At 54.7% G+C, this 2,056-nt stretch carries 1 protein-coding gene; it reads right to left on the minus strand.

Annotation, left to right across the window (positions count from 1 at the left end; translation table 11 throughout):
• Window positions 1-1,939 (minus strand): YgiQ family radical SAM protein (locus tag BMW41_RS14015; RefSeq protein ID WP_074650834.1); only part of this gene is annotated, 1,939 nt, incomplete at its 3' end.
• Between the last annotated feature and the right edge of the window lie 117 nt (window positions 1,940-2,056).

Raw genomic sequence — 2,056 nt, forward strand, 5'->3', positions numbered from 1 at the left:
GCCCTGTCGGACGGGATGTCTCTTTGCGCCCTGCCGGACCGGACGTCTCTTTGCGCCCTGCCGGACCGGACATCTCCTTTTGTCCTCCCGGCCCCTTCTTCCCGGATTTTGCCGGATGAACCGCCTTTCCCACCTTATACTCCATTTTCCTCGGAGGAATCAGGAAATCGGCGCCGAATCCGATCAGGTCCTCGCGGCCCTCCTGAAGAAGCGCTTCCTTCACCAGTTCGTAATTCTTCGGATCGCGGTACTGGAGAAGTGCTCTCTGCATCGCCTTCTCGTGGGGATTGCGCTCAACATAGACTTTCTCCATCGTCAGAGGATTGATGCCGGTGTAATACATACAGGTCGACACTGTTCCCGGCGTCGGATAATAATCCTGCACCTGCTCCGGATTCAGATGATTCTTCTGGAGATACTCCGCCAGCTGAATCGCATCTTTGACCGTACTTCCCGGATGGGAGCTCATCAGATACGGAACCACATACTGCTCTTTTCCGAGTTTCTGATTGATCTTCTGAAATTCATCGACAAATGCCGTATAGACCGAGAAAGATGGTTTTCCCATCTCCTTCAGGACATTGTCGCTGATGTGCTCCGGCGCAACGCGGAGCTGACCGGAAACATGATATTTGCATATCTCATAGAGGAACTGCTTGTTCGGATCCGCCATCAGATAATCGAACCGGAAACCGGAACGGACAAATACCTTTTTCACTTTCGGAAGTTCTCGGAGTTTCCGGAGCAGTTTCAGATAATCGCTGTGATCGACAATCAGCTGGCTGCACGGCTTCGGAAAAAGACACTGACGGTTCTTACAGGCACCGAACTTCAGCTGCTTCGCGCAGGCCGGGCCGCGGAACTCCGACGTCGGGCCGCCGACATCGTGAATATATCCCTTGAAATCCGGATCGTCGATCATCTGCTCCGCTTCCCGGATGATGGATTCGTGGCTTCTCACCTGAACGATCCGCCCCTCATGGAACGTCAGCGCACAGAAATTGCACTGGCCGTAGCAGCCGCGGCAGGACGTCAGACTGAATTTGATCTCGGAAAGTGCCGGGATTCCGCCGTCTTTGTCGTAAACCGGATGCCATCTCCGGGTATAGGGAAGCGCGTAGACATCGTCCATCTCCTGCTCCGACAGCGGCTTCGACGGCGTATTCTGTACCACAAAGGTCTTCCCGTCATAGGTCTCATACATCCGCCTCGAAGCGATCGGATCGGTGTTTTCGTACTGAATATGCACGCTCTCCGCCATTTTCCGCTTGTCCCGAAGGATCTCCTCATAATCCGGCAGGCGGATGGCGTCCTCCACCAGCATGTCATCCCTCGTCTTGAACACCGTTCCCTCGATCCAGGTGATGTCCTGCACACCAATACCGGACGCCAGCGCATCGGCGATCTCCACGATGCTTCGCTCTCCCATTCCGTAGGAAATGATGTCGGCGCCGGATTCCAGCAGAATGGAACGGCGGACGCTGTCCGACCAGTAGTCGTAGTGCGCCATACGGCGAAGACTCGCCTCAATACCGCCGATGATGATCGGAGTGTGCTTAAATGTCCGCCGGATCAGATTGCAGTATACCGTAACCGCGCGGTCGGGGCGCCTGCCCATCACGCCGCCCGGGCTGTAATAGTCGTAGCTTCTGTGCTTTTTGGCAACCGTATAATGATTGACCATGGAATCCATATTGCCGGACGAAACCAGAAATCCCAGTCTCGGTTCTCCGAACTCCGCAACGGATGCCGGATCTTTCCAGTCCGGCTGACAACACATGGCTACCGTATATCCGTGAGCCTCCAACACGCGCGAGATGATCGCCGCGCCGAAGCTCGAGTGATCCACGTACGCGTCTCCGCACACGTATACAAAATCAGGCTGCCTGATTCCCTGTTCCAGCATATCCTGACGATTAATCGGTAAAAATCCTTCCATCTGATCCTCTTTTTTCTGTTTATTCTCATGCGCCCCAAACCGCTCTCCCGGGGTTATCACGCAAAATGCGTAATGCACGGCATCTCCACTCTCCAATGTTCATCGCCGCACAATGCG

Origin of the sequence: [Clostridium] aminophilum (genome assembly GCF_900101295.1) — a bacterium.
Lineage (GTDB): Bacteria > Bacillota > Clostridia > Lachnospirales > Lachnospiraceae > Clostridium_R > Clostridium_R aminophilum_A.